We start from the raw sequence: 17,861 nt of genomic DNA, 5'->3' as shown, positions 1-17,861 counted from the left end.
TCGTCAGAACACCCCCGGCCGAGCAGCCGCCCGACCGGTCGCCTGCTTTATCTGGCCAGAATGACCGCGACACTCTTCCCCACCACCGAGGCCGTTCGGCCGGCCTCTCGTTCGGCCGCGCGGGCCGGTGCCGACAGGGCTCCCGAGGCTGCTGGGAACTCTGTGAGCATGGGTCCGCTGGCCCAAAAACTGAACGTACTGAACGTACGGGCCACCAACACCGGCTCTGACCTGCGAAAACGCATACGTTCAGTTCGGCCGGACCAACTGAACGTGAGATCCGCCGAACTGAACGCAGAACTGAGCCCCCACCCCACCAAAACCCGCTCTGACCTGCGGAAACACTCACGTTCAGTTCTCCCCGGCCAACCGAACGCACCGCGCGGACCGAACTGAACGTGCGCCGAACTGAACGTACGGACCCGCGCCGAACTGAACGTGAGCCGTCCAGGCCGGGAAGGCCGGCCGCCGGGGCGCGGCCTCGATCGGGGGAGACCGGGTAGGGCGGGGCACGGAACGTCAGTGCGTGCAGTACCTTCCGTGCCATGACGAGAATCCATAGGTGGGCGCTGATCAGCGTCAAGCCCGGAGTCGGCAGGTCGACGTCCGGCATCTTCCTGGGCCAGGCCCTCTACGAGCGCGACATGTCGCCGCTGCTGGTCGACGCGGACAAGGGCCAGACCTGCCACCGCTGGGACGAGCTGGCGGGCGGGATGCCGTACCCGGTCGTCAGCAAGACCAGCCGGAGCCTGGACAAGACCCTGCCGGACCTGGAGGACGGCCGGGGCGCGGTCCTCATCGACACCCCGCAGATCGAGGACCACGCCGCCATCGCCCGGGGCGCCATGATCTACGCGGACCGCTGGATCATGCCCCTGGCCCCGTCCGTGGTGGAAGTGGACCGGATGTTCGCGGACGACAACGACAACGGGAAGGACGTCCTGGGCGACTTCCTTGAGGACGTCCAGGAGCTGCGCGAGCGAGCAGGCCGGCCGCGCGCCGACGTGGTGGTCCTGCTGACGCGCACCAACACCAAGAAGGCGACGAAGAACGGCCCGGACGCCGACGTCCGCGAAGCCCTGGCCGGGCGCGGCTACGAGACGCTGACGGCCCAGGTCCCGCACAACGACAACCTCTACCGGCAGAGCGGAGGGAGCAGGGTCCGGGCGATGGGCACGGCGTACGAGCGGGTGCTGAAGGAACTGCTGGCCCGCCCCTACACAGACGAGGTGCGGCTCCCGAGCCAGCAGAAGGCCGGCGCCCACACCGGTGAGGCCGCCCGATGAGCACGCGACGCAACCGCTACGGAGCCGCCGCGGACCGCACGAAGAAGGTCCCGAAGGCTCCCGACGCCTCGACGGCCCGGGTGCGCACCGAGCCGATCCGCGTCACCCTCGACCTGAAGCCCAAGCAGCACGCCGAGCTGAAGCGTTGGTGCAACGGCGCGGCCGTCGACACCGGCCTGCCGGAAGTGGCCCTGGCGCCCGTGCTGCGCATCCTCGGGGAGCTGCTGACGGACCCCAAGGACACGAGCGTCGCGGAGCGGGTGAAGGAGATCCTGACCGAGCGCGCCGAGCAGTTCTGACCGAGGGTGTCACGCTCCTGGCGGTGCCCCGTAGAGGGAGGTTTTCCCAGGTCAGAGGGTGCGTGACACCCGGCGTGACAGTGAGCGTGACAGGGGAGCGTGACACCCGGCCAAAGCGCTGGCCGAACGCGGAAGTGGCCCCGCCGGAAGCTCCGGCGGGGCCACTGTAGTGCCTGCTAGAAGATCTCGCCCTGTTCGTCGGTGCCACCCGATTCGGTGTCGTCGCCGGAGTCCTTCGGCTCCCTGAGCGGACCCCAGTCCAGGCCGGTCACGTCGTGGATGTGGATCACGTCGGGGTCGACGTGCAGGTACTCCCCGATCGCCTTCTTCAGCTCGTCGACCGCCGCGTCCTCCCCCTTCTCCACGTAGGCGTTCACGACCTGATCGAGCCGTCCCGGCGGGAGGTTGCCACCCAGGTTGAGATCCCGGGGCCGCGAGTCGGAACTGATCGTGACCCAGGCACTCATCTGCGCCCCACCGGTCGGCGCGGCGGCGTACGTCCCGCCGCCCTTGTTGGTGGACTCCGAGATCCGCTTGCGGCGGCCCTTGGGCACCAGGGCGTCACGGGTGGCCTTGTCCAGCTTCTCGATGCTGTCGGCCTTTGGCTTCTGCTTGCCTGAGCGCCACCGCCGCCAGGTCGTCAGGGAGATCCCGGCGGCCTTCGCCGCGTCCTTGTCGGAGCCCTTGTGCTTCTTCTCCAGCCACTTCAGCCGGTCGGGCAGGGACTTCTTCTGCTCCCGTTCGATCGCGCCCGGAGCGCGGCCGGTGAGCTTGCGGATCAGCTTGTCCCGCAGCTTCTCTTCGCCCTCTTCGGGCGTGCCCTTCGGCATGTCAGGCCCCCATCCACTCGTCAACGGTCACGTTCGTCTTCGCCTTGAACTGGCCCAGGCCGGTGCCGAGGACGAGCCCGGCCGGGACGTCCTGGTCGTGGGTGTCGGCGTTGGACGGGTAGATCAGCTCGTCCAGGTCCAGCTTCACGGGGAAGCGCGGGGTGTCGGTCGGCCGGTTGTCCTTGCTGAGCGGGATCACCCCGCCCGCCTTGTATGCCTTGCGCAGGATGCCGGTCCAGGCCGCGTCCCGGATCGCGTAGCCCCAGTCGGGCCGCGCGATCGTCTTCTGGGTGCCGTCCTGGAGCTTGCCGTGCAGGGTGCGGAACGTGCCCTTGAGCGCGTTGTAGACGGCCCGCTCCTCCGGGTCCACGGGCTTGCGGGAGTCGTCCAGCGCGCCCGTCTCCAGCTCCTTGAACGCCTTGTGGACGATCTCCTTGAAGTCGCGGAACGCCTTGTACTGGGTGCCCTGGGCAATCCAGGCTTCCTGGATCTCGACCTCGATCCCGGCTTCGGCGTAGAGCCGGATGATCGCCGTGGTGACCCAGGTCTTCGAGCCGGAGGCGGCGTGCACGACCGGGGCCGGGAGCAGCTTGTGCGGCCAGGTCGGCACGGTGATGAGCCAGAGGCCGGCCATCTTCGGGTCGAACTCCGGGTACATGACCCGCTCCAGCTCGTTCACCGCCACCAGGGCTTCGCTGTAGGCGGGCAGGTAGTTCTTGTTCCCGTCGTAGCCGTGCACGCGGCGCATCGCGCGCTCGTCCTCGGTCAGCTCCCGCGACCAGGTGTTGAGGTAGTCGTACGACGGCCACCGGCTGGAGTCGGCAACGAACCGCGGCTTGCGGCGCACGGTCGGGGACTTCAGCATCCCCTTCAGTGCGTTCAGTGCCGTCCGTGCCGCACTGACGCTGAAGGTCCAGCCCGTCAGCTCCGTGAACCGGTGCAGCCGGTAGGCCAGCTCGAACGCGCCGGGCAGCTCCGGCTCGTCGACGTCGCGCGGGAACGTCCCCTCCGTCAGCCACTCCGCGACCAGGACCCGCGTCATGCCCGGGTACTGCGCGTGCTGGAGGACGCTCATCGGCATGATGTGCGGCGGCTCCCCGGCCCGGAACGGCTGGTGCCACCCGGCCTCGACCACCGGCTTCCAGGGCACCTGGAATGCCTCAGCGGCCTCCCGGTCGGCCTTGCGGCTCTGCCGGTCCCACACCGAGCCCTTCACGCGCGGCCAGCACTCGTCCGCCAGGCCGTACGCGGCGCGCAGCTCCGGGCCGATGACGACCGTGACGTCCTCGGCCGTCGCCACCGACCGCAGCAGCGCCAGCATCGCCGGGAGCGACGTCGCCGCCTCACCCTCCAGCGCCACCGAGCCGGACCCGGCGGCTTCCATCAGGTAGCCGTTCGAGGCCGCCCACACGCTCACCGTGGCGGGCGCCGAGCGCCGAGCCGGGGCGGGAGCAGCAGCCGCCGGGGACGGCTTCGGCTGCTCCTGGACGACGGAGGCCGGGACCGACTGGCCCGGCACGACGGCCTTCGCCACGGTGGCCGGCCCCGCGTCCTGGGCCGTCGCGGTGCGCGGCGCGGCCGGGGTCCGCAGGTGCTCGTCCAGCGTCGGCATCGGCTCCAGGGGCAGGTCTTCCGCGGCTTCACCGGGGCCAGCGGCGAACGTCTCCGGCTCCTGGTTCTTGGGACGCCGGATGACGTAGCAGTACACGTACCCGATCGAGTCGCCCAGCCACTCGCGCTTGGTCAGGCCCTGGCGGGAGTTGGACTCTTCGAGCACCAGCAGGCCGTCACGGCGAAGGTCCCGCAGACCGGTGCGCGGCGAGACGATGTCCGCCGCCGTGCAGATAGCCTTCAGCTTGTTGGAGAACACCGCGATCCGGCGCTCCCCGTCTTCGTCGTAGACGCACCCGTACGCCTCGGAGACCGTCTCCAGGGAGTTCGCTCCCAGGGCCGCGCTGGTGTACGCGGTCTTGGAGGGGAACAGGGAGGGCTTCGACGCGAAGGTCTCGGAGATGACCGCCAGCAGCTTGTCACCCTGCTTCATGGACGTCTCGCGCATCTCGGTGACCTGCTGCTGGAACAGGGCCAGCCCGGCCTTCAGGGCGTTCGCGCGGGCGCCCTCGGTGTGGGTGATCTGCTCGAACAGGGCGGCTCCGGCCACGCCGATGGCGACGTTGCGCCCGATCCGGGCGTCCGGCCCGGTCACCCGGTCGACGCCCAGGTCCCGCCGGGCCTTGGCGATTTCCTCCCAGGCTCCTTCCAGGGTGACGTCTTCGCGCATCCACTTCAGCGGCCACCCGTAGGCGAGATCCGCGAGCCGGGCCAGCTCGTCCGACGTCTCGGCATTGGCCGTCATCTGGTTCGGCAGCTCCAGGACGCGGACGTTCAGGCCCTCCTGTTCGGTGGCCATGCCCAGCAGGGAGTCATTGCCGCTCGACATGATGACGCCCTTGTACTTCGCGGTCCGGTCGGTGCCGCCGCCCTTCTGCCGTGCGCGGGTGCGCTGGGCACCCTCGGTGAGCTGGAAGATGATCTGCTCAGCCTCGCGCGGGGTGAGGCGGCCCATCATGCCGATCTCGTCGCGGAAGTTGGTCAGGCACCCGAGGCGCAGCAGGTCTTCGCTGTTGCCGACCTTGGCCAGGTTCCAGTTGCCCATGACGTCCTCGACCCGACCGAAGGCGCTCACGGTCAGCTTCATGATCGAGGACTTGCCGCCGGAGGACCCGCCGCAGGTGTGGCAGATGAAGCACTGGAGCTTGAACGGGGCCAGGAACAGGCCGCCGATGGCGACGCCCATGAACAGGGCGCCGTTCTCGTTGCCCTCCTCACCGAGGATGGTCCCGGCCCGGTCCCAGATCTCCCGGGCCTGCTCCTCACTCCCGCAGGTGTCGCCGTACCCGTACGGGCCGACGTCGCCGGGCGGGAGCTGGAGGCCGTCAGCGGTCCAGCTCGGAATGGCCTCGACGCGCGGGGCGTCCTCGGCCAGCTTCGAGATTGCCGTACCGGCGGCCTTCACGACCTTGTCGTCCAGGGGCGCGAAGCCGAAGTCCAGCTGCTCCATCCAGATTCCCGTCTTGAGGCCGTCGCGGTTGCAGAGGATCGTCATGGTGCCGGCGGCGTCGGCGGACAGCCGGAACTCACGAATGGTGATCTTCCGGTCACCACCGCGCCGCAGCACGACTTCGAGGACATAGGGGAGGGGCGCGACCAGTTCCCAGCGGGCGTCATCGCCACGGCTGAGCAGGTACACGCCGCGCGGGTACGAGCCCGCGCCGATGGAGTACGCCCATGAGCCGCTGCTCATGGGGATGGACGGTCCGGGCCTGCCCTGGGGGCGGTCCGCCGTCTTCGTCTGGTTCTGCCGTGCCTGGGGGGGCACCCGTTCACCTCTCGGTTCCCGGTCCACCCGCCAGAGTGATCGTCAAGGGAGGGGGGGGAGAATTCTCCCCGTCCCTGCCTTACACTCCTGGGTGGACCACCTTCCTAGGTCAACGTGAACCCGCTTCCGGATTTCGACCCCTCACCTGGTTTCGACGCCAGAGAGGGTCCGGGGCGGGTTTTCGCGTTGACCGGTCCTTGATCTTGAGTTGTCCGGTCACCTTAACGGGCAGAGCGGACATGGGGTTCCGGTCATACTTCCAGGTCAGACCTGGGTCGCCGGATCTACAGCCGGGTGAGACTGCGACTGCTGACGGGGTGCAGCTCCTGGCTGTCGTTGAGGATGAGGGATGCCGACCGCTGGCCGAGCCACCCGGACCGCCGATGAGGCGGGGCCTCGGTTCGGATGTGGGTGAAGCCGAGTCCCTCGTAGTACCGCTGGAGTCCGTGGGCGGTCCGCCAGCAGTCGATCCGGACGTGCTCTCGCCCCTCCAGGGAGGCCACTTTGCAGGCCCAGTCCAGGATGAGACTGCCGATGCCGAGGCCCGAAGCGGACCGAGCAACCATCAATTTGTACAGGTAGAACGCCGTTTCGGGGGCGTCCTGCTCGGTCCAAAAGTCGGTGTCGACGGGACCCCGGCTCACCGTGCCGAGGACTCGTTCGTCCCCTTCTTCACGGATAATCCAGGTCCGTCCCTCAGTGATAGCTGTTTTCCATTTTGCGATGGCCCGGGAGCCTGTTTCCCGGTCTGACCACTGGTCAGAGCCCTTTGCCCTCAGCCAGTCTTCGGCCTCAGTGCGCAGTGCCATCAGGGCGGGAACATCCGCCGCGCTGGCGGGGTGGATTACGTACATGGAGTCAGACCTCCAGCTCATAGACGAGGCGGTGACGGTCGCCGGGAGCGATGGTCACCATTGCGCGTACAGGTCCCGACTCCCCGTAGCCGATGCGGACATGTTCGGCGACAGGGGTCCCCGGGGGGAGGTCCAGCCGCTCGGATTCTTCAGGGTTGGGCATCCGGATCGTGATTTCGTCCCGCACGCGGAGTTGAGGGTGGCCGATCGAGGCGAGGATGCCGCCCGGCATCGACACGTCGCGCTCTTCCAGAAGCGGGGTACCTTCCGCGATCCGCATAGGAAAGCTGCTGGTGGAGAGCTGATAGGGCTGACTGTCCACGGTCCTCAGCCGGACTCGCTGGACGACCTCAGAGCCGGGGGCCACCTGGAGCCAGGAGGCCACTTGGTCGTCAGCAGGTCCGACGTGAACGGTGACGTGTTGGGCGGGTTCACGACCAGCGTCCCGGATGGCGGTTGACCAGTCGTCACCAGCCGCGGAGTCGCGCCGGGTGCCCCGTTCGAAGCGGGTCAGGTTCCACACGATGGGACGGCCGGACCGAACCCGCCGGCGGCCTCCCTGCTCGCCAATGACCAGGCCTTCGGACTTCAGAATGTCGATTCCCGCGCCGACCGTTTTGGGTGTCACGCCGAAGCGGTCCGCCAGTTCGCGGCTGGTGGGAAGGACGTCGCCAGGCTTCAGCACACCAGTCCTGATCTGGTGTCGGAGGTCGTCAGCGATGGCTCTCGCCGTGGTTCGGCGGGCAGGTGTTGAGGTCATGAGCGGAAGAGTACACCGATCACGAAGTTGAGTACACAACTCGGGTCCATCTGAGTGTCACTCATAAGCTCTTGGGTACCTAAGACTTGACGGTCGATTACCTAAGCGCCTACGGTCTGTCTTGTCGGCGGAACTTGAGTACCCAAGTTCGCGGACAGTAGAACGCAAGCGGCCCCAGTCCGGCATCTCACCTCCGGACCAGGGCCTAGACCGAACCCGACTGCGTGCACAGAAGGGAGCGATCCTGAGATGGATCGTATCGAGGAAGACCGCATCTGCATCCCCAGGCAGGCCGCGACCACGGTGTGGCTGGCCACCTCCGAGGGCCTGGCCGTCATCGACATGGTGGCCGTGGAGCGGGCGGCCAAGGGCCAGCGGCAGGGCTGGACCCTGACGGACGACGAGGCCCGCTATACCGCTCAGCTCCTCTTGGACCACCAGGTCCCCTACTCCGTGGTCTCCGCGCGGGTGGGCAGGTCCACGGCCACGCTGCGGAAGTGGTTCCCGGGTCAGGTCGCGCCGAGTGCGCCGAGTCTGGCCAGGCCCCGCCCGCGCGGGCTGACGGTCCCGGTGTGCGGCACCCGTAAGGGCTACGACGCGCACCGGCGCCGTGGTGAGGCCGCGTGCCCCGCCTGCCGGGCCGCGAACTCCGCCGCGGACCGCTACTACCGGACCCACGGGACCTACGTGGGCGCCCCGGAGGTGGCCGCATGAGCATCCCCGCGACCGAGCCCGCCGCCCAGCACCACATGCAGCAGGCCCAGCAGGCCGCCGCCGCGGCTGAGGCCGCGCGTCAGGCCGCCGCCGCGATCCAGGCCCAGCAGCAGGCCCAGCAGGGAGGCCAGAAGTGAGCATCCGCCGCGAGACCGCCGAGGACGACTACCTGCGTACCCACGCTCTGGCCGCCGCGCTCGGCGCCTCTCTGGAGCCGCACGGCACGCCGGTGAGCCCGCTCCGCGCGGAGTTCGAGGAGACCGTGGCGCACGCCCTGCACGCGAACGTCTGCACCGAGCCGCCCGCCGGCCACACCTACCCGAAGAGGGGCTGACCATGAACGAGGAGATGACCCGGTACCACTGGGTCCTGTCGCTGGCCGACGCGGACGGGAACCGGCTCTCGCTGGACGGGATGGTCGACGTCGACGAGTACGTCGCCAGCCGCCGCGAGATCTACGCCTCTCTCCTCCGGGGAGTGAAGGAGGAGTACGGCCTGCGTCGTACGACCACCCTCTTCTTCAGCCTGGAGCGGGACGCGCTGGAGGGTGGTCGGTGATGGGCAAGCCCGACACCCGGCGCCTGGACCGTGCGATCCAGGACGTGACCCGCAGGCTCACCGCGGCCCGGCAGGGCGAGATGTGGCCCCTGACCGCCTCGGAGAAGCGTCAGGTCGTGACCGCGCTGGCGGGCGGCTCCTACAAGGTGCTGCGGGGCAAGAGCCCGGCGAACGCGGACCGGAAGCTGGCCGGGCTCCAGGCCGCGGTCGAGTCCCGGCTGACCGCCGAGCTGTCCGCCCTCCAGGCCGAGCGGCAGGCGATCGTGAACCAGGCCGCCGCCGCCAAGGCCGCGAAGAAGTCGACCGGCGGGTGGTGGTGATGGCCAGCCAGATCGCCCTGAACCCGCCCCGCGGCGAGTGCCGCCAGTGCTGGTTCCACGCTCACGCCGGCCGCGAGGCGCACGCCCACCTCGGCCCGCGCGAGGACTGCCCGGAGTGCGTGGACCACATGGCCCACGGCCACCCCGCGCACCTGATCGTCCGCTGACAGACCTGTCCGCTCCCTGATCCATCCTCCAGCCGGGGTCACAGCTCGTGGCCCCGGCCCCCGAGACGAGAGGCCCCCCGTGAACGCGCCCGAGCCGTACCAGGCCCAGCAGCACTACCCGGCCGTGCCGACCACGGCCGTGCCCGCGCACCACCGCCCGCCGGCCGTCGAGTACCGCGACGGGGTGCCGTACCACTACACGGTCGGCCAGCCCCCGGCCCCCGCCCAGATCGTCGTGCAGCTCCCCGAGCAGTCGTCCATGAGTCCCGCCCAGCGGGAGCTGATCGTGAACGTCGTCCTGCTCCTGGTCGTCGCCGTCGTCCTGTGCGGCTGCATCGCCGGGGTGGTCGTCATCTGCGGCGGCACCCTCATGGGCCTGATCGGCGCGATCGGTGCGAACGCGGTCCCGATCGGCCTGACCACCATCGGCGCGCTGGTCGCGGCTGGGTGGCTCGTCTCGAAGGTGAAGACCCTCACGAACCCCCGCAAGGAGAAGTGACCATGTACGTCCCCGACATGCCCGAGAAGCCCGAACGGACCTGGACGACGAACACCGCCGACGTCATCGTCGGAGTGCTGGCGGTCGCCTCGTTCGCCCTGTCCGGATGGTCGCTGTCGACCCTGCTCATGTCGGCCGGCGCCCCGAAGGCCGTGGCCATCTTCGGCGTCGGCGTCTTCGACGGCCTGGCCCTGCTGGCCGGACTCCAGGTGTACGAGCGCCGGTACGAGCCGCACAAGGGCTTCGGCGCCCGCGTCGTGATGATGCTGGCCCTGCTCGCATCGTCCGTCGTGAACGCCGCGCACGGCCAGGAGATGGGCGGCTGGACGACCGCCGTCGTCCTCGGTGCCGCGCCCCTGGCCTTCGAGATCGCCTTCGAGCTGCGCCACCGCTCGATGACCGGCCTGATTTGGGTGCTTTTCTACAAGCAGGCGAAGGCCGCGCTGAGGCGCGATGTGTGGGTGCGGATCGCTCCGGTGACCGAGCCGCCTACCGGCCCGGCTGACCTGTACGAGGTGATCCGCGAGGACGAGCACACCATCCCCGCCGCCGTCGCCACCGCCGCCCCGTCCGCCGTGTCCGCCGCTCCGGCGGACGACACCCCGGTCCTGTCCGCCGCTCACGCCCCGGAGTCCGCCGCCTCTACCAAGATCCCCGCCGCCGTCCGCCCGGACAACGGCGGACACCGCCCGGCGGTCGGAAAGCCGCTGTTCAAAGCCCCGGAGGCCGCGCCGGTTGTCCGCCCGGACACCGCCGACGTCCAGCCGGACAACGCTCGTGAGCGCGTGCTGACCGCCATCGGCCTGCCGTTGGACAGCCCGGACGTGCCCGCTCAGGCGGACAAGTCGGCGGACCCGGCGGACAACCCGGCGGACCCGGCGGACAACCCGGCGGTCCTGGTGAAGGCGTCCACCGTCGCCGGAGCCGTCCGGGAGCTGAAGGCCCAGGGCGTCACCGACACCGCGACGCTCATCGCCACCGTGCCCGCCGTGCTGGGCAAGCAGGTGAGCCCGGAGACGGTCAAGCGCGAGATCCGCCGCCAGGTCCCGAAGACCCCGGCCGGAACGGGCCAGTACCTCTAACCCGAATTCGCAGGGGGGAGAATTCTCCCCCCTTTCTGAAAGCCCCTCACATCCCGTCCTACGGGAAATCGTTCGGGGAATGTCAGAGGCGCGTAGTAGGAATTGAAAGGCGGACCACCGGAGTTCCGGGGGTTCACGGGACCGTGCCCGACGCAACCGGGCACGGCCCCTCCGGCCGATAGAGGGCCGGGCGCCAACTCCTCCATCCGAGCAGGAACAGGAGTCAGCAGACAGATGATGGCACGCAACCCGCAGAGCGACACGAACCGTGAAATCGAAGAGGCGCTGGGTGCGCTGGCCGTGGGTCTCCCTCGGACGGCCTGGCGCTTCCTGTCGGGCTCCCCGATGGACGGCAAGCCCCGCACGAACGCCACCTGGACGCACCGCGGAACCCGCACGGAGCGCGAGGACGGCCGCCAGGCGCACCGCTGGGACTACCTGGCCCGACTGGAGCGTGCAGGGTTCCGCTGGGCCGGGAGCGCGGGCATGGCAGGCACCGGCTACGCCTACGCCCAGGACCCCACGATGACCCTGGAGGTTCTCCAGGCCGGCGGTTTCACGGCCGGGTCGGCCGCCACGGCCTGGGTCGGCTACCGGCTCATGGACGGGGCCGTGACCTGGCGCCACCAGCGCGACTGGGTATGGCCGCTGCACGTCGCACTGAGGGAGAAGCTGGGCTACCCCGAGGGCACGAAGCCGAGCCGGTACATCCACGTCCCCGTGAACTACGACGAGATCACCGGGGACGCGATCCGCATCGACCTGCCTGCCGACTTCGCGGGCCAGGACGACGTGAAGACGCTGGTCAAGACCGTGGTCACGAACAAACTCGCCCTCCAGGACGTCACGTTCTCGTGGCACGTCGAGGGCCGGAACCACCACGTGATGGTGAAGCAGTCGCCGCGCCCGCCCTCCAAGGTCATGTTCTCGGACCCGGAAGTCCGCAAGATCGTAGAGGGAATGCCGGAATCGGCCCCCCTCATCGGCCTTTCGCACCGTGGCCGAGCTATTTCCGTCGACCTGGATGCGGAATCCCCGCATGTTTTGGTCTCGGCCGGAACGGGTGGCGGTAAGTCCGTCATTCTCCGTGCCGTTTTCGCCCAGCTCCTGCGGAATGGAGCGGAAGGAGCGGTTCTCGACCGCAAGCGACACTCGCACAAGTGGGTGCGCGGACTTCCCGGTGTTGCCTATCACCGGGAAATCGAGGACATTCACGATGCGCTGGTCGCTCTCGGTAAAGAGGGAGAGCGCCGTAACCGCATCGTGGATGCCTGGGAAGGCGATGAGGGAGAGGCCCCGGTTGGCGCCCGCATGGCAATTCTCCTGGAGGAAGCCAACGCGACCATCGGAAAGCTGAAGCGGTATTGGGCTTCAGTCCGGAAGACAAAGGCGGACGAGGACGGTCCCGCTGATCCCAAGGAATCCCCGGCAATTGACGCGCTGGGAGAGATCCTGTTCATGGGTCGTGCGGTCAAGATGCACGTCCTCATGGTCGCTCAGTCGGCCACGGCGAACGCCCTCGGTGGCCCAGAAATGCGCGAGAACTTCGCCACCCGAATTCTCGCCCGCTACACCCGGAACGCCTGGAACATGCTTGTCCCGGAGGTCCAGCCCGCGCCCAAGTCGACCCGCCACACGGGCCGCGCCCAGGTCGTCCTGGGCGGCGTCGCCAACGAGACCCAGGTGGTGTTCTTCACCCCGGATGAGGCCCGTGCCTGGGCGGAGCTGGGTCGCACGGTCACAACGTCTCAGGGTCACACCACCCCCGCCTACCTGGGACAAGACGCTGTGAACGTCACAGTCGACGCTGTGACAGAGCCCCTGCCGGCCATTCCGGCCCAGGGCCGCGGCTCCACGGTCCGGGAGGACGCCGAGGGCTTCAAGGAGGACATGGAGGCCCTTTTCGCGGCGCCGCTGGCAGAGGCAGCCGAGGCCGCCGAGGACACCGACGTCCCCGTCACGCTGAAGCAGGCTGTTGACCAGGAAATCGTCTCGGTCAGCCTTTCCGTGCTCCGCAAGGAAGCCAACGACAAGACCCGTGGAAAAGAATTCCCGGCCTCGGTCGGAAAGGACGCGAAGACGCGAGGAAAGCTCTATCGGCCGTCTGAGCTGAGGCGCTGGGAGCGCAACCGTCCGAAGGCCGGGCAGAGCGCAGAACAGGAAGACTGATCCACACCCGCCGGGGGCCGGTTGCGCACCGGCCCCTGGCCCATCGAAAGGCTTCAAAATGACCGACAATTACCCCGACGTTCCCGCACCGGTTTCTCTTTCGAAAGACGAAGAAGAAGAGAGCCGCCGGAAGTCCTGGATGCCCGCCTGGGCCAAGCTCCCGAAGTGGACCCCGACCGCGCTTATCGGATCGGCCTGCTTCCTGCTGGCGTTCGCCGCATACAACGCTCTGAGCATCATTGTGCGGCTGTTGATCGCCCTTCACGAGTCGTCAATTCCGTGGTGGGGCGTGTTCTGGGTCTACACGCTCATCGGCGGCGCGCTGTTCCGGGCGTCCAAGGAATTTGCAGCTTGGTCTGGGGCCGCGAAGAACAGGTGGGGTGTATTCACCCGCTGGGCCAAATCACTCGTCTGAAGTCGCCCTGTCCGGTTCAGGTGAGACCTTCACCCCTACCACTGGGAAACCTTTCGAAGGAGAAGCACATGACGACCGTCTCGTATGACCGCTACGCCGACACCGGCCGCGCCACCCTCGTTCCGCTGCTCGTCGACCCGGCCACCGGCCGCCCCCGGAATATCGATCTGGAGGTGACGCCGCACCTGCTCGTCACCGCGCCCACCGGATCCGGCGCGACGTCCGTTCTGCGTTTCGTGGCTGCGCACACCGCCCGCCACAAAATGGACGTCCAGATCGTCGACTTCAAGCGCGTCGCTTTCCGCGGCCTGGCCGCCGCCGGCCTTTCCATGCACACCGACCCTGAGCCCATCGCTGAGGCTGTCACCGACTTCGTGACCGGCCTGGAGATCAAGCTGGAGGCGCTGGACGGCCGCGCGCCGGCCTCCCGCCGCGTCCTGGTCGTGGACGGCCTGGAACGGCTCCGGAAGGTGCTCGTGGGTGTCGGCCCCGACCGCATGTCCGCCCTGTCCGCGCTGGAGAAGGTGGTCACGCTCGGCCGCGCGGGCGGCTACCACCTGGTGGCCTCGACCACCCGGCAGGCAGCGGCCGGCCGCGAGCTGCGGGTGTTCCGCGACTGCTCGGCCGTGCTCACCCTTGGCTCCCGGCCGGCCGGAGTCGGGGTCGGGGAGTTCGAGGACTACGACGGTCCTGGCCCCGTGCGCACTGCGTACGTAACCGACGACGAAGCGCGCCAGCTCGTGACCCGCTGACCGGCGGGCGCTGCACCACTGAGGCCCCTGCCCGGCTCCGGGCGGGGGCCTCAGTGTTTTCAGTGGGTGCAGTGCCTTCCGTGCCTGCTGACCGCGACCAATGTCCCCGAATCGCTTGACCTGCTTGTACAGGAGTCCGTACATTGGAGCCTGTACGGACTCCTGTACAAACCTTCTGTGGAGGTTCCATGATCACCAAAGGTGACGTCCGCGCCGTGGCCCTGGGCCTGCTGACCGGCAGCACGATCCTGGTCGTCCAGCACTTCTGGGGCGACGTCCCCGCCCGCTGGTGGGCTGCCGCCCTGCTGCTGATCGGCCTGGTGGACGTATACGTCCTGCGCACCAGTCGCTCTGGCTGGTGGATCGCCCGGGGCGTCGACTCCGAGGACGGCCAGCCCTGCTGGTTCGTCAAGGGCGGCCCGTTCTCCGAGCCCGACGACACCGTGGCCGAACTGGGGACGTGGTGGCAGGCCCGCCGCTACATCACCCGCATGGAGCGGCTGGCCACCCAGGCGTACCGCCGCCGCGCCCGCGGCTGAAGCGCCGGCCGGACGCACGCGGGCCGGGGACGAAGCAACCGCCCCCGGCCCGCTGGGTCGCTCACCCGCTGGTGACGCCATCACCCCGGGGAGCACGACACCGAAGGAGAACGCTCCGGTGCACGTCGAAGAGTACGAGAACGAATCCGGTGTGATCCCGACGTACCGCAAGCGCTGCGCGCCGGAAGGGCTGCTGACCCGCCGCCAGCTCCGCACGCGCGGCCTGCGCCCCAACGGCCACGATCCCGTCGCGCAGATCCGCTACTGGCGGCACGGCTGGCGGTACGCGTACCTGTACGACGCCAGCAAGGCCGCCCCGGTCCGTCCGATGACCCCGGGCCGATGGCGCTCGGTCGCTGCCATGCTCGCGGCCCGCATGACCTGCCCCCAGTGCGGCTGGCTCCGAGAGGAGGTCATCCCGCCTTCCGTGGGCCACTGCACGCACTGCACCTGCCGGGAACCCGACTGCAAGGCGTGCGACATGGGCGCCGCCCTCTGACCCGACCAGCAGGACCCTGTGGCCCCCGTCCAGCCCGGACGGGGGCCACAGTGCGTTCAGTGCGTGCAGTGCCTTCCGTGCCTTTTGACCCGTGCAAAGAATCTTCGGGGACCGCTTGACGCGCTTGCACGGGAGTCCGTACAGTCTTTCTTGTACGAAGTTCCGTACAAATCTCAGACGACAGGGGAGCGTCCACATGGAAGCGAAGGCCACCGCCGCACTGCTCGGCCTCTTCGCCGTCTGCGGCCTGATCATGGCCGCCCTTACAGGCCTCTTCGCCCTCGACCACGGCGCGACCACCACGGCGGCCCTGACCTTCGCGGGCGCCATCTACACCGCGACCGTCGCCACCTTCGCCAAGGTCGTCGGACGCTCCGGGACCGCCGTCGTCCTCCAGACCGCGCTCCTGGTGGTCGGCGCCCTGGTAGCCGTTCTGGGCGCGGCCCTGCTCCACCCCGCCGGCGTCCGGCTCAAGCCCGCCGCCTGACCCGCACCACGAACCCAAGGGGGGAACCATGCTCAGCACCGTGATCGCCGTTGCCGGAACCCTGCTCGGCGCGCTCGTCGCCGGACTGCTCCAGAACCGCAGCGCCCGCGCCACCCGCGACGCCGCCCGCGACGACCAGCGCCAGGCCCGGGAGCTGGAGGCCGTCACCGCCTTCGCCTCCGCCGTAGCTGCCCACCGCCGCGCGATGGCCGTCCGCGAGGAGCTGCGCCTGACTGACGCCGACACTGACCGCATCGCCGCGGCCCGCGCCGAATCCCACGCCACCCGCTCCGCCATCGAGGCCCCGAAGGTGCTCGTCTCGATCCTCGTCCCGTCCCTGGGCCAGGCCGCCGAAGACGCTGCCCGCGCCTCCTACGCGCTGCGCAACGCCGCCGACCTCGACACGCTCAACAGCCTCCGGGAGGCCGCCATCACGGCCGCCGACCGCTTCACGACCACGGCCGCCCGGCACTTCGCCTGACGCGCCGGTCTCTTCCGCCCGACCGACCCGACACCCGAGGAGAACACCCGCCATGACGAACATCGAACCGATCGCCTTCACGCACGGCGACGACGCCCGCATGGGCGGCCTGGACATCACCATCAGTCTCAGCCCGAGTCAGGCGAAGGCGATCGACTCCGACGCCGAGACCATGGCCGACTGGCTCCACTCCGCCCTGTGGGCAATGGCCCTGCTGCGCTCCGGCCGAAGCACGGCCGGAGAGCCGTACTTCGCCGGACCCGACGACTGGTACACGGCGATCAACGACCTGGACAACCGACTGCTCCCCCGCCTGGAAGGCATCAGGGACGCCGTAGTCCGCGCCCACGCCCGGTCCGGCGGCACGGTCCAGAGCCTGGCCCACGCAATGGACGTCGGCCGCAGCACTGCCCAATACCGCCGTGAGGCCCTGTTGGCCGCCATGCCCAGCACCTGGGAGCAGTGGGCGGAGGACGGAGGCCCGGCGGACAAGGGCCGCATCAAGGACCCTTACAAGCCCGGGACGCCGGTCGCGGACGGGGACTTCTACATCGGCCAGAAGGTCCGCGTCGTGGGTGTCTCCGGCCTGCTAGCCGACCGCACTGACCTGATCGGCAAGACCGGCCGAGTCGTCTCGGAGGCCAGCGACGGACAGGTGACCGTCCGCGGCCTCAGCGGCAAGGAGCGCGAGACCGTCGCGGACTTCCTCGGCTTCGAGCCGCACGAGTTGCTGAACGCCGAGCGCAAGAACTGAACGTGAACGCGTACGGCGGGGGCGGACCGGCCCTGCTGATTGCAGCCCTGTAGACGGCACTGCACGCACGGAAGACACGGAGACTCCGTGCCCCCTGAGAAGCCGGAACGGCCCCGCACACGCCCGTGCGGGGCCGTTCCGGCTGTCCGGGACCAACCACCCCGTTCCAGGCCCTCACAGGGCCGTACAGGGCCTCAGCGCGCCCGGCGGATCGCCGCGCGCAGCACGTCCCCGGTCGTCACGATCTCGGCTCGAAGCCGCTCCCGCTCCCGCAGCGCGTCGGCCGGCGCCCGTTCCGCGAAGGCCGCTGCCATCATCGCCAGCCCGGCCGGAGCCCCGGACCGCGCCGCGTCCTTCAGCTTCCCGATCGGCCCGTCGCCCCACCGCTCCGCCCACTCCCACAAGGCCTTCACCGCCGGTTCACTCGTCCAGTAGCAGCCGCGCACCAACCGCTCCGCCAGGTCGTCCGGGAGCTTCACCGTGACCCGACCGGTCAGCACCGTCCGGCCCTCTTCGTCGGTGCCCTCCCGGCCGTTGCCGGTGCCCACGGGCCGCCCCGGAGCGGAGACCGCGTGCGACGGGAGCGGGTCCCAGTCCCGGTCCAGTCCGCGGCTCCGCATCTCCGCACGAACCGCCCGGGTCACCACGAGATCCACGGTCCCGGCCAACTTCCCGGACTCCCGGAGCCGCGCCCGCTCGGTCCGCACGCGCTCGCGCGCCTGACTCAGGCGTCGGCCGCGATGGCCCGGGATGCCCTCCCGCTCCCGCGCGGCCTTCAGCCACGCTTCCTCGGCCTCACGGCCTGCCGTGACCGCAGCTTCCAGGGTCACAAGATCCGCCGGATTCACGGCGACGACGAACGATCGAGACATGCGGGAGAGTGTAGCTAGGTCTGAAAAGGTGCTCTGAGCAGCGCTTTCGCGGTCAATCAGGCCAGATTAATTGCGCCGGGACGGGAAGGCCGGCCGTTCGTGGTCGCTCGGGTGGCCCGGGGTCCGGCCGGGCCTGCCCTGATGG

The 17,861-nt window shown here is 69.4% G+C and carries 23 protein-coding genes; 18 read left to right on the top strand and 5 right to left on the bottom strand.

The genetic code is table 11. The features are described from left to right. Nucleotides 1-545 precede the first annotated feature (545 nt). Nucleotides 546-1,286, top strand: coding sequence for a ParA family protein (locus AB0I73_RS36410; protein ID WP_363044709.1), 741 nt, complete (start codon nucleotides 546-548; stop codon nucleotides 1,284-1,286). Further along, nucleotides 1,283-1,585 (top strand): hypothetical protein, encoded by a 303-nt coding sequence (locus AB0I73_RS36405; RefSeq protein ID WP_363044708.1) that lies wholly within the window; start codon nucleotides 1,283-1,285, stop codon nucleotides 1,583-1,585. The genes AB0I73_RS36410 and AB0I73_RS36405 overlap by 4 nt, the downstream gene beginning before the upstream one ends. Before the next feature lie 176 nt (nucleotides 1,586-1,761). Here AB0I73_RS36405 and AB0I73_RS36400 read toward each other — a convergent pair whose 3' ends face one another. From AB0I73_RS36400 to AB0I73_RS36385, 4 genes are all read right to left on the bottom strand, one after another. Next, nucleotides 1,762-2,415, bottom strand: coding sequence for a hypothetical protein (locus tag AB0I73_RS36400; RefSeq protein ID WP_363044707.1), 654 nt, complete (start codon nucleotides 2,413-2,415; stop codon nucleotides 1,762-1,764). Nucleotide 2,416: 1 nt separating this feature from the next. Further along, a complete protein-coding gene (locus tag AB0I73_RS36395) occupies nucleotides 2,417-5,719 on the bottom strand; it encodes a DUF927 domain-containing protein (protein ID WP_363044706.1) in 3,303 nt (1,100 codons plus the stop codon). 359 nt (nucleotides 5,720-6,078) lie between these two features. Next, complete coding sequence (locus AB0I73_RS36390) at nucleotides 6,079-6,648, bottom strand: GNAT family N-acetyltransferase (protein WP_363044705.1); 570 nt, start codon at nucleotides 6,646-6,648, stop codon at nucleotides 6,079-6,081. Between the two features lie 4 nt (nucleotides 6,649-6,652). Continuing rightward, nucleotides 6,653-7,408 (bottom strand): GntR family transcriptional regulator, encoded by a 756-nt coding sequence (locus AB0I73_RS36385; protein WP_363044704.1) that lies wholly within the window; start codon nucleotides 7,406-7,408, stop codon nucleotides 6,653-6,655. Between the two features lie 249 nt (nucleotides 7,409-7,657). Here AB0I73_RS36385 and AB0I73_RS36380 point away from each other — a divergent pair, with 249 nt between their 5' ends. The 16 genes from AB0I73_RS36380 (at nucleotide 7,658) to AB0I73_RS36305 (ending at nucleotide 16,844) form a co-directional block, all read left to right on the top strand. Continuing rightward, nucleotides 7,658-8,122 carry a hypothetical protein gene (locus tag AB0I73_RS36380; protein WP_363044703.1) on the top strand — a complete coding sequence of 155 codons (465 nt, stop codon included), beginning with the start codon at nucleotides 7,658-7,660 and terminating at the stop codon, nucleotides 8,120-8,122. Beyond that, nucleotides 8,119-8,259, top strand: coding sequence for a hypothetical protein (locus AB0I73_RS36375; RefSeq protein WP_363044702.1), 141 nt, complete (start codon nucleotides 8,119-8,121; stop codon nucleotides 8,257-8,259). Before AB0I73_RS36380 ends, AB0I73_RS36375 begins: the two co-directional genes overlap by 4 nt. After that, on the top strand, nucleotides 8,256-8,456 hold the full coding sequence (locus tag AB0I73_RS36370) for a hypothetical protein (RefSeq protein WP_363044701.1): 201 nt from the start codon (nucleotides 8,256-8,258) through the stop codon (nucleotides 8,454-8,456). The genes AB0I73_RS36375 and AB0I73_RS36370 overlap by 4 nt, the downstream gene beginning before the upstream one ends. 2 nt (nucleotides 8,457-8,458) lie before the next feature. Beyond that, nucleotides 8,459-8,680: a hypothetical protein gene (locus AB0I73_RS36365; protein ID WP_363044700.1), complete on the top strand. Its 222-nt coding sequence runs from the start codon at nucleotides 8,459-8,461 to the stop codon at nucleotides 8,678-8,680. Beyond that, nucleotides 8,680-9,000, top strand: coding sequence for a hypothetical protein (locus AB0I73_RS36360; protein WP_363044699.1), 321 nt, complete (start codon nucleotides 8,680-8,682; stop codon nucleotides 8,998-9,000). Before AB0I73_RS36365 ends, AB0I73_RS36360 begins: the two co-directional genes overlap by 1 nt. Further along, entirely contained in the window at nucleotides 9,000-9,167 is a 168-nt protein-coding gene (locus tag AB0I73_RS36355) for a pRL2-8 (protein ID WP_363044698.1), read from the top strand. The genes AB0I73_RS36360 and AB0I73_RS36355 overlap by 1 nt, the downstream gene beginning before the upstream one ends. 79 nt (nucleotides 9,168-9,246) lie before the next feature. Further along, nucleotides 9,247-9,666: a hypothetical protein gene (locus AB0I73_RS36350; RefSeq protein WP_363044697.1), complete on the top strand. Its 420-nt coding sequence runs from the start codon at nucleotides 9,247-9,249 to the stop codon at nucleotides 9,664-9,666. Between the two features lie 2 nt (nucleotides 9,667-9,668). Continuing rightward, entirely contained in the window at nucleotides 9,669-10,748 is a 1,080-nt protein-coding gene (locus AB0I73_RS36345) for a DUF2637 domain-containing protein (RefSeq protein ID WP_363044696.1), read from the top strand. Between the two features lie 234 nt (nucleotides 10,749-10,982). After that, entirely contained in the window at nucleotides 10,983-12,917 is a 1,935-nt protein-coding gene (locus tag AB0I73_RS36340) for a pRL2-11 (RefSeq protein ID WP_363044695.1), read from the top strand. Between the two features lie 58 nt (nucleotides 12,918-12,975). Next, a complete protein-coding gene (locus tag AB0I73_RS36335) occupies nucleotides 12,976-13,332 on the top strand; it encodes a hypothetical protein (RefSeq protein WP_363044694.1) in 357 nt (118 codons plus the stop codon). Between the two features lie 68 nt (nucleotides 13,333-13,400). Continuing rightward, a complete protein-coding gene (locus AB0I73_RS36330) occupies nucleotides 13,401-14,084 on the top strand; it encodes a hypothetical protein (RefSeq protein ID WP_363044693.1) in 684 nt (227 codons plus the stop codon). A gap of 188 nt (nucleotides 14,085-14,272) precedes the next feature. Continuing rightward, nucleotides 14,273-14,623 carry a hypothetical protein gene (locus tag AB0I73_RS36325; RefSeq protein ID WP_363044692.1) on the top strand — a complete coding sequence of 117 codons (351 nt, stop codon included), beginning with the start codon at nucleotides 14,273-14,275 and terminating at the stop codon, nucleotides 14,621-14,623. A gap of 118 nt (nucleotides 14,624-14,741) precedes the next feature. Beyond that, nucleotides 14,742-15,122: an RRQRL motif-containing zinc-binding protein gene (locus tag AB0I73_RS36320; protein WP_363044691.1), complete on the top strand. Its 381-nt coding sequence runs from the start codon at nucleotides 14,742-14,744 to the stop codon at nucleotides 15,120-15,122. A 196-nt stretch (nucleotides 15,123-15,318) separates the two neighbouring features. Then, the gene (locus tag AB0I73_RS36315; RefSeq protein ID WP_363044690.1) at nucleotides 15,319-15,609 is read left to right on the top strand and encodes a hypothetical protein; all 291 of its coding nucleotides are present in this window, start codon (nucleotides 15,319-15,321) and stop codon (nucleotides 15,607-15,609) included. 28 nt (nucleotides 15,610-15,637) lie between these two features. Next, nucleotides 15,638-16,090: a protein kilB gene (locus AB0I73_RS36310; RefSeq protein WP_363044689.1), complete on the top strand. Its 453-nt coding sequence runs from the start codon at nucleotides 15,638-15,640 to the stop codon at nucleotides 16,088-16,090. A gap of 52 nt (nucleotides 16,091-16,142) precedes the next feature. Further along, nucleotides 16,143-16,844 (top strand): hypothetical protein, encoded by a 702-nt coding sequence (locus AB0I73_RS36305; protein WP_363044688.1) that lies wholly within the window; start codon nucleotides 16,143-16,145, stop codon nucleotides 16,842-16,844. A gap of 194 nt (nucleotides 16,845-17,038) precedes the next feature. Here the strand turns inward: AB0I73_RS36305 and AB0I73_RS36300 are convergent, their stop codons facing one another. Beyond that, entirely contained in the window at nucleotides 17,039-17,716 is a 678-nt protein-coding gene (locus AB0I73_RS36300) for a hypothetical protein (RefSeq protein ID WP_363044687.1), read from the bottom strand. Nucleotides 17,717-17,861 lie beyond the last annotated feature (145 nt).

Source organism: Streptomyces sp. NPDC050388 (genome assembly GCF_040655635.1).
GTDB lineage: Bacteria > Actinomycetota > Actinomycetes > Streptomycetales > Streptomycetaceae > Streptomyces.
Note: the sequence above shows the minus strand (reverse complement) of the source record. Positions and strands in the feature narration are given on the sequence as shown.

What these genes read in the sequence shown, in the direction of transcription:
- AB0I73_RS36405 (WP_363044708.1), top strand. Translation starts at nt 1,283, where the DNA reads ATGAGCACGCGACGCAACCGCTACGGAGCCGCCGCGGACCGCACGAAG.
- AB0I73_RS36345 (WP_363044696.1), top strand. Translation starts at nt 9,669, where the DNA reads ATGTACGTCCCCGACATGCCCGAGAAGCCCGAACGGACCTGGACGACG.
- AB0I73_RS36305 (WP_363044688.1), top strand. Translation starts at nt 16,143, where the DNA reads ATGACGAACATCGAACCGATCGCCTTCACGCACGGCGACGACGCCCGC.
- AB0I73_RS36380 (WP_363044703.1), top strand. Translation starts at nt 7,658, where the DNA reads ATGGATCGTATCGAGGAAGACCGCATCTGCATCCCCAGGCAGGCCGCG.
- AB0I73_RS36395 (WP_363044706.1), bottom strand. Translation starts at nt 5,719, where the DNA reads ATGAGCAGCGGCTCATGGGCGTACTCCATCGGCGCGGGCTCGTACCCG.
- AB0I73_RS36355 (WP_363044698.1), top strand. Translation starts at nt 9,000, where the DNA reads ATGGCCAGCCAGATCGCCCTGAACCCGCCCCGCGGCGAGTGCCGCCAG.
- AB0I73_RS36410 (WP_363044709.1), top strand. Translation starts at nt 546, where the DNA reads ATGACGAGAATCCATAGGTGGGCGCTGATCAGCGTCAAGCCCGGAGTC.
- AB0I73_RS36310 (WP_363044689.1), top strand. Translation starts at nt 15,638, where the DNA reads ATGCTCAGCACCGTGATCGCCGTTGCCGGAACCCTGCTCGGCGCGCTC.
- AB0I73_RS36315 (WP_363044690.1), top strand. Translation starts at nt 15,319, where the DNA reads ATGGAAGCGAAGGCCACCGCCGCACTGCTCGGCCTCTTCGCCGTCTGC.
- AB0I73_RS36300 (WP_363044687.1), bottom strand. Translation starts at nt 17,716, where the DNA reads ATGTCTCGATCGTTCGTCGTCGCCGTGAATCCGGCGGATCTTGTGACC.
- AB0I73_RS36375 (WP_363044702.1), top strand. Translation starts at nt 8,119, where the DNA reads ATGAGCATCCCCGCGACCGAGCCCGCCGCCCAGCACCACATGCAGCAG.
- AB0I73_RS36340 (WP_363044695.1), top strand. Translation starts at nt 10,983, where the DNA reads ATGATGGCACGCAACCCGCAGAGCGACACGAACCGTGAAATCGAAGAG.
- AB0I73_RS36325 (WP_363044692.1), top strand. Translation starts at nt 14,273, where the DNA reads ATGATCACCAAAGGTGACGTCCGCGCCGTGGCCCTGGGCCTGCTGACC.
- AB0I73_RS36400 (WP_363044707.1), bottom strand. Translation starts at nt 2,415, where the DNA reads ATGCCGAAGGGCACGCCCGAAGAGGGCGAAGAGAAGCTGCGGGACAAG.
- AB0I73_RS36335 (WP_363044694.1), top strand. Translation starts at nt 12,976, where the DNA reads ATGACCGACAATTACCCCGACGTTCCCGCACCGGTTTCTCTTTCGAAA.
- AB0I73_RS36390 (WP_363044705.1), bottom strand. Translation starts at nt 6,648, where the DNA reads ATGTACGTAATCCACCCCGCCAGCGCGGCGGATGTTCCCGCCCTGATG.
- AB0I73_RS36330 (WP_363044693.1), top strand. Translation starts at nt 13,401, where the DNA reads ATGACGACCGTCTCGTATGACCGCTACGCCGACACCGGCCGCGCCACC.
- AB0I73_RS36360 (WP_363044699.1), top strand. Translation starts at nt 8,680, where the DNA reads ATGGGCAAGCCCGACACCCGGCGCCTGGACCGTGCGATCCAGGACGTG.
- AB0I73_RS36365 (WP_363044700.1), top strand. Translation starts at nt 8,459, where the DNA reads ATGAACGAGGAGATGACCCGGTACCACTGGGTCCTGTCGCTGGCCGAC.
- AB0I73_RS36385 (WP_363044704.1), bottom strand. Translation starts at nt 7,408, where the DNA reads ATGACCTCAACACCTGCCCGCCGAACCACGGCGAGAGCCATCGCTGAC.